The 6,995-nt window shown below is 66.2% G+C and carries 5 protein-coding genes; all 5 read left to right on the forward strand.

Annotated features, from left to right (window positions below):
• Nucleotides 1-992, forward strand: a 992-nt coding sequence (locus tag QZY06_RS19030) for an acyl-CoA dehydrogenase family protein (protein WP_295687078.1), incomplete at its 5' end; no start/stop codon positions are given.
• A complete protein-coding gene (locus QZY06_RS19035; RefSeq protein ID WP_295687080.1) occupies nucleotides 989-1,786 on the forward strand; it encodes an enoyl-CoA hydratase in 798 nt (265 codons plus the stop codon). The genes QZY06_RS19030 and QZY06_RS19035, both read left to right, overlap by 4 nt.
• Nucleotides 1,779-2,924 (forward strand): enoyl-CoA hydratase/isomerase family protein, encoded by a 1,146-nt coding sequence (locus QZY06_RS19040; protein WP_295687081.1) that lies wholly within the window; start codon nucleotides 1,779-1,781, stop codon nucleotides 2,922-2,924. The genes QZY06_RS19035 and QZY06_RS19040 overlap by 8 nt, the downstream gene beginning before the upstream one ends.
• Nucleotides 2,925-3,094: 170 nt before the next feature.
• Nucleotides 3,095-3,973: a 3-hydroxyisobutyrate dehydrogenase gene (gene mmsB / locus QZY06_RS19045; protein WP_295687083.1), complete on the forward strand. Its 879-nt coding sequence runs from the start codon at nucleotides 3,095-3,097 to the stop codon at nucleotides 3,971-3,973.
• A gap of 147 nt (nucleotides 3,974-4,120) precedes the next feature.
• Complete coding sequence (locus QZY06_RS19050) at nucleotides 4,121-6,889, forward strand: LuxR C-terminal-related transcriptional regulator (RefSeq protein WP_295687086.1); 2,769 nt, start codon at nucleotides 4,121-4,123, stop codon at nucleotides 6,887-6,889.
• Nucleotides 6,890-6,995: the final 106 nt, after the last annotated feature.

Raw genomic sequence — 6,995 nt, forward strand, 5'->3', positions numbered from 1 at the left:
AAGCGCTCGGCGGCCTGGGCCTCACCCGGCTCGATGCGTCGATCATCCTCGAAGAACTCGCCGCCGGCTGCACCAGCACCGCGGCCTACATCACCATCCACAACATGGTCTGCTGGATGGTCGCGCGCTGGGCGCAGCCCGGCATCCGTGACGAGTGGGTGCCAAGGCTGGCACGCGGCGAAGCGCTGGGCAGCTACTGCCTGACCGAACCGGATGCCGGCTCCGATGCCGCATCGCTGAAAACCCGCGCCGAAAAGCGCGGCGACAAGTACGTGCTGAACGGCAGCAAGGTGTTCATCTCCGGCGCTGGCGCGACCAATCTGCTGGTGGTCTTCGCTCGCACCGGCTGCGGTGGCGCCAAGGGCATCTCGACCTTCGCCGTGCCGGCCGACGCACCGGGCATCCGCTACGGCAAGAAGGAACACAAGATGGGCTGGAACAGCCAGCCGACGCGGGCGATCAGCTTCGACAACGTCGAAGTGCCGGAAGGTAATCGCCTGGGCGTGGAGGGCGAAGGCTTCCAGATCGCGATGAAAGCGTTGGACGGCGGCCGCATCAACATCGCCACCTGTTCGGTCGGCACCGCGCAGTCGGCGCTTGATCGGGCGCAGGCCCATCTGAACACCCGCAAGCAGTTCGGGCAGACGCTTTCCCAGTTCCAAGGCTTGCAGTTCCGGCTTGCCGACATGCTGATCGACCTGGTGTCGGCGCGGCAGATGGTACGGCTGGCGGCCTGGATGCTGGACAGCGGCAGCCCGGACGCCAGCACCTACTGCGCAATGGCCAAGCGCCATGCCACCGACATCGGTTTCGAAGTCGCCAACCAGGCGCTGCAACTGCACGGCGGCTACGGCTACAGCCGCGAATACCCGCTGGAACGGCACGTGCGCGACAGCCGCGTGCACCAGATTCTCGAAGGCACCAACGACATCATGCGGGTCATCGTGGCCCGCGCCATCTTGCGCGAAGGCGCACCGGAGATATTGCGATGAGCAGCCCCAGCGACACGAGCTACACCAATCTGAAACTCGAAAAGCGTGGCCACACCGCCATCGTCACGCTGAACAATCCGCCGGCTCATACCTGGACCGCCGACAGCCTCGCAGCGCTGAAAGCTCTGGTGCTCGATCTGAATGCCGACCGCGACATCTACGCGCTGGTGATCACTGGCGACGGCGCCAAGTTCTTCTCGGCCGGCGCCGATCTCAAGCTGTTCGCCGATGGCGACAAGGCCCGCGCCCGTGACATGGCGCGCCGCTTCGGCGAAGCCTTCGAAACGCTCAGCGCCTTCCGTGGCGTCAGCATCGCCGCGATCAATGGCTTCGCGATGGGCGGCGGTCTGGAATGCGCGCTGGCCTGCGATATCCGCATCGCCGAAACCCAGGCGCAGCTGGCGCTGCCGGAAGCGACGGTCGGGCTCTTGCCCTGCGCCGGCGGCACCCAGAACCTCGCGGCCCTGGTCGGTGAAGGCTGGGCGAAGCGGATGATTCTCTGCGGCGAGCGCATCGACGCGGCGACTGCGAAGGACATCGGCTTGGTCGAACAGGTGGTGCCGACCGGCACCGCGCTGGAGGCCGCGCTGAAGCTCGCCGAAGCAACCGCGAAGCAGAGCCCGACCAGTGTTGCGATCTGCAAGACCCTGATCCAGAGCACGCGCGGCGTGCCCTTGAAGCAGGTGCTGCCGGTGGAGCGCGAAGCTTTCGTCGATCTGTTCGACACGCTCGATCAGAAGGAAGGCGTCAATGCCTTCCTCGAAAAGCGCAAGGCGGAGTGGTGCAATGGCTGATTCCGCAAACCTGGCCCAATCAAGCTCATTGGCAGCACCGGTGCTGTTCCGCGAGGCCGCGACAGCCAACGGCAAGAAGATCGGCTACGCGACTCTGAACAGCGAGAAATCGCTGAACGCGCTGAGCCTGCCGATGATTCGCCTGCTCGATGCGCAGTTGCGCACATGGGCCAATGATCCGGCCATCGCCTGCGTCGTGCTCCACGGCGCCGGCGAGAAAGCCTTCTGCGCCGGCGGTGATGTGCGCAGCCTGTACGACGCAATGCGCCGTCATCCGGCCAGCCTGCCGAATCCGGACACGTGTCCGTTCTTCGCCGAGGAATACCGGCTCGACCATTTCATCCACCACTACCCGAAGCCGTTCCTGGTCTGGGGCAGCGGCATCGTCATGGGCGGCGGCCTCGGCCTGTTCGCCGGTGCCAGCCATAGAGTGGTCACTGAAACCTCGCGGGTGGCGATGCCGGAAATCACCATCGGCCTGTTCCCGGATGTCGGCGGCAGCTGGTTCCTGCCGCGGATGCCGGGCCGCAGCGGCCTGTTCGTCGCCCTGACCGGCGCCTCACTGAACGGCCACGATCTGCTGCGCGCCAAGCTCGCCGATCACTTCGTGCGCGCGGCTGATCGCGAGGCGATCTTCGCGGCGCTGTCGTCTGCCGAATGGACCGGTGACGTAGCGCTGGATCGCAACCTGCTTGGTGCACAGCTCGAAAGCTTTTCGGCCCAGGCCGTAGACGCGTTGCCAGCCTCGAAGCTGGAAGAGCACGCGGCCTTGATCGCCAGCCTGTGTGCGAGTGATTCGCTGGCCGCCGTGATCGACGCCATCACCGGCTACACCGGTGAAGACAGCTGGTTGCGCCGCGCTGCTGCTGCACTGAAGGCCGGCTCGCCGACGACGGCTGCGCTGATCTGGGCGCTGTACCAGCGTGGCGCGGCTCTGTCGCTGGCCGAAGTGTTCCGCCTCGAACTGATCGTCGCGCTGCAGTGCTGCGCACAGCCTGATTTCGCCGAAGGCGTGCGGGCACTGCTGGTCGACAAGGACAACGCACCACGCTGGGCGGCGGTGACGCAGGCTCATGTCGATGGGCATTTCGTGGCGCCGGTCTGGCCGGAAGGCGTGCATCCGCTGGCCGATCTCTAGCGCATTTTTCTCACAACATTCTGCAAGCACCCGTCATTCCCGCGCAGGCGGGAATCCAGTTCTGAAGCGGTGCGCTACGGCCAAAACTGGATGCCCGCCTGCGCGGGCATGACGGGATTTTGATGTTTGCCCCTCTTCCGAAGCATCTTCCCGAATTCAGGAGTTCACCCATGACCACAATCGCATTCATCGGCCTCGGCAACATGGGCGCGCCGATGGCTTTGAATCTGCTGAAAGCCGGCTTCGGCTTGCGCGTGTTCGACCTCGCGGCCGAGCCGCTGCGTCGCCTCGCCGAAGCCGGCGCGCAAGTCGCCAGCAGCCCCGCCGATGCAGTCGCCAACGCCGAGATCGTCATCACCATGCTGCCGGCCAGCAAGCATGTTCGCTCGCTGTATCTGGGTGATGCCGGCGTGCTCGCCTCGGCGAAGGCCGGCGCGTTGCTGATCGACTGCAGCACCATCGCTGCCGATGCCGCGCGCGATGTCGCCGCAGCGGCGACGGCGCGAGGCTACACGATGATCGATGCTCCGGTCTCCGGCGGCACCGGTGGCGCCACGGCCGGCACCTTGACCTTCATCGTCGGTGGCACGGCGGAAGCGCTGGAACGCGCGCGGCCGGCCTTGAGTGCGATGGGCAAGAACATCTTCCACGCTGGCGGCAGCGGTGCCGGCCAGGTCGCCAAGATCTGCAACAACATGCTGCTCGGCGTGCAGATGATCGGCACCATCGAAGCGATCAATCTCGGTGTCGCCAGCGGCGTCGATGCCAAGGTGCTGTCCGAAATCATGGCGAAAAGCTCGGGCCGCAACTGGACCTTGGAGGTCTACAACCCCTGGCCCGGCGTCATGGAGACGGCACCGGCTTCGCGCGGCTACGCCGGCGGTTTCGGCAGCGATCTGATGCTCAAGGATCTCGGTCTTGCCGCCGAAGCCGCCGAGACGGCACAGGCGCCGATCGCCCTCGGTACGCTGGCTCGCGAGTTGTATCGGCAGCACAGCGAGGCCGGTCACGGCGCGCTGGATTTTTCCAGTCTGCGCGAGCATTCGTAGGTCGGGCCGCGCCCGACATGCACCCTTATCGGTGAGGGTAGCCGGCGGCCATGGGCCGCCCTAACGTCGTCGTTGAAGCCAACGCGCAGGCCGATCGGATCGCGCCAACGTTACAATCCCCGGACCATACCGATAAGGGCAGGTCCGGTGGCCAACGACCTCAAGATGCCCGCCCGCAAGGCGAGAGGAGCAAAAGCAGGACGCCTGGAGCCACCGAGCTTCGCGTTCGCGTTGGTGCCGACCCGGCTGGTCGAGGAACTGACCCGCGACGACCTGCCGCTGCCGAAGGTGGTGACCGTGGTCGCGCCGACCGGTTACGGCAAAACCGTGTTCTCGACGGCGCTCTACAAGCATGTCACCGCGCGCGGCATGCACAGCCGCTGGATCGCGCTCGATGACCGCGACACGACGCTGGAACGAGTCGTCCATCTGCTCGAAGACAGCCTCGACGCCCATCAGGCCGAGCTCGATCCGGTCCAGCACCTGACCCGCGGCGACGAGCCGATGGAAGGCCGCATCGACGCCGTGCTCGAAGCCGTGGCCCGGCTGCCTGATCCAACCTTGATCTTCATCGACAACCTCGGCTACTGCGCCGACGAGACGCTCGGCACCCTGCTCGATCGCCTGGTGTTCCGCACGCCATCGTCGGTGCATTTCATCCTGTCGAGCACCGAGCAGCTGCCGATGAATCTGGCCCGCGCCAAGCTCGAAGGCCGCTTGCGCGAAGTCGGCTATGCCGAGCTGAGCCTGCGGCCGGCCGAGGTGCGCAGCCTGCTCGGCCCGGAGTTGTGCGCGCAGCTGGGATCGGAGGCGGTCGACAGCATCGTCCGTCAGACCGAGGGCTGGCCGGCGGCGGTGCGCCTGACCCAGATCATCCTGTCCGCGGCAGAACGGCCGCTGGAAGCGCTGGAGCGTTTTTCCGGCGCCGACGAGGATTTGTCGGACTTGCTGAACCGCCAGGTGCTGGCTGATTTCACGCCTGAGGCGCGGCAGTTCCTGCTCGAAATCGCACCGCTGCGCAGCTTCTGCGCCGAGCTTTGCGGCCACGCCACCGGCGACGACAATGCCGCCAAGCATCTGGCCCTGTTGCTACGCCGCAACGTGTTCGTGATCCCGCTCGATCGCAACCGCAGCTGGTATCGCCTTCACGGCCTGTTCCGCGAATTCCTGATCGAGGAAGGCCAGCGCACCCTGAGCACCGAGCGCCGCCATCAGGTGCTGGAACGCGCAGCCGAATGGAGCGAGCGCGGCGGCCACTGGCAGGATGCGATCGACTACGCGCTGCAGGCCGGTTCGGCAGCGCTGGCAACGGCGATGCTGGAGCGTGTCGCCGCCTTGTTCGTCCGCGACCGCGGCGATCTTCGCCAGTACATCGACTGGATCGAGCAACTGCACGCGGGCGGTCATGAGGTCGGCTGGGAAGCCTACTTCTGGTACGTCTGGGCGCTGGTCTTCCATCGCCGCTACGACACCGCACGGCTGCAGAACGAGCGCCTGACTCAACGGGTGGAGCGCGAGCAGAAAGCCGGCCGCGATCCGGCGCAGATGGCGGATCTCAAGCGCCGCACCGAAGTGATCCGCGCCTGCGTCGATACCTATACCGATCGCCTGGTCGATGCGCATCGCCTCGCCAACGCCTGGCTGGCCGGCATCGGTGCCGACGATCCGTTCAATGTGGCGACCGTCGCCAGCGCTGCCGGCATCTCGCTGAGCAGCGTCCACCGCTTCGTCGAAGCCCGGCAGGTGATGCGCACGGCGCAAGCGGCGATCGCCCAGTCGCGCAGCGCCTACGGCATCGGCTGGGTCTCGATGCTGACGGCGATGATCAGCATCTTCGAAGGGGACTTCGCTGCCGTCCACAACGATCTCCTCGCCGCCCTCGCCCGCAGCCGCGTCGCGCTCGGCGAAAACGCCGGCATCACCCGCACGATCGCGCTGGTCGGCGCCAAGTGCGCAGTCGAGATGGGCCAGGACGAAGAGGCGCGCGGCCTGCTCGCCCAGGGCCTGCACTGGGCGCATACCCACGGCATCGTCGATACCGCGGCAGTCGGGTTCGATGCAGCGCTGAAACTGTGGTCAGGCCGGCCTGATGATCCGGTATCGATCACACAGCTGCGCGAGATCGCCTCCGGCTATCCGCCGCGGCTGGCGCTGATGCTGTCCTGCCTGATCGTCCAGCGTCTGGTGCGTCTCGGTCGGCTGGGCGAAGCGCTGACCGAAGCGGCGCAGATCGGTCTCGGCATCACGCTCAATGCCGAGCGCCGGCTGCCGGCGATCGAAGGCATCGACAACCCCCGAGTCCGCGAGCTGTACGCCGCCGCCGAAATCGAACTGCTGATCGCTGCCGGCCAGTTGCGTCAGGCCGAAACCCTGATCGCCGAAGAAACCCGGCTGGCCAAGCAGGATGGCCGCATCGCCCGGCTGGTCGAGCTGGCGCTGGCGGAAACGACCATCGCGATCTGCTCGCACAACCCGCAGCCGGCGGCACGGCATTTCGTTCGCGCAATCGGCCTGGCGGCGCGCCGGCGCATCGTCCGGCCGTTTCGGGATCGCGCCGAAACCATCGCCGGCCTGGTCAACGAAACCAAGGCAACGGCCTGGGGCTTCGCGCTGGACGAGGAGCGCAAGTTCTTCTTCGAAATCTGCAATGGCCTGCCGCTGACCAACTCCTTCCTCGTCGATCACCTCGATCAGCTGCAGGGCGACAACCCGCTGCTGGAAACACCGACCGCCCGCGAGCTGCAGCTGCTCAGCCTGATCGAAGCCGGGCTGTCGAACCAGCAACTCGCGGACCGTCTGAACCTGTCGGTGGCGACGGTGAAATGGCATCTCTACAACCTGTACACCAAGCTCGGCGTGTCGAGCCGCTCGGCTGCTCTGGCGCGAGCGCGAGCGCTAAATCTGCTAGCGCGCTAGCGCGTTTTCGGTTTAATCAATGACAAGGCTCAAGGCTGGCTTGAGCCCGTCCTCTCTCCCTTTGCGGGAGAGAGTTAGAGAGAGGGGTGGCGAGCGCAGCGAGTGC

The sequence above is a fragment of the uncultured Nevskia sp. genome (assembly GCF_903885465.1).
Classification (GTDB): Bacteria; Pseudomonadota; Gammaproteobacteria; order Nevskiales; family Nevskiaceae; genus Nevskia.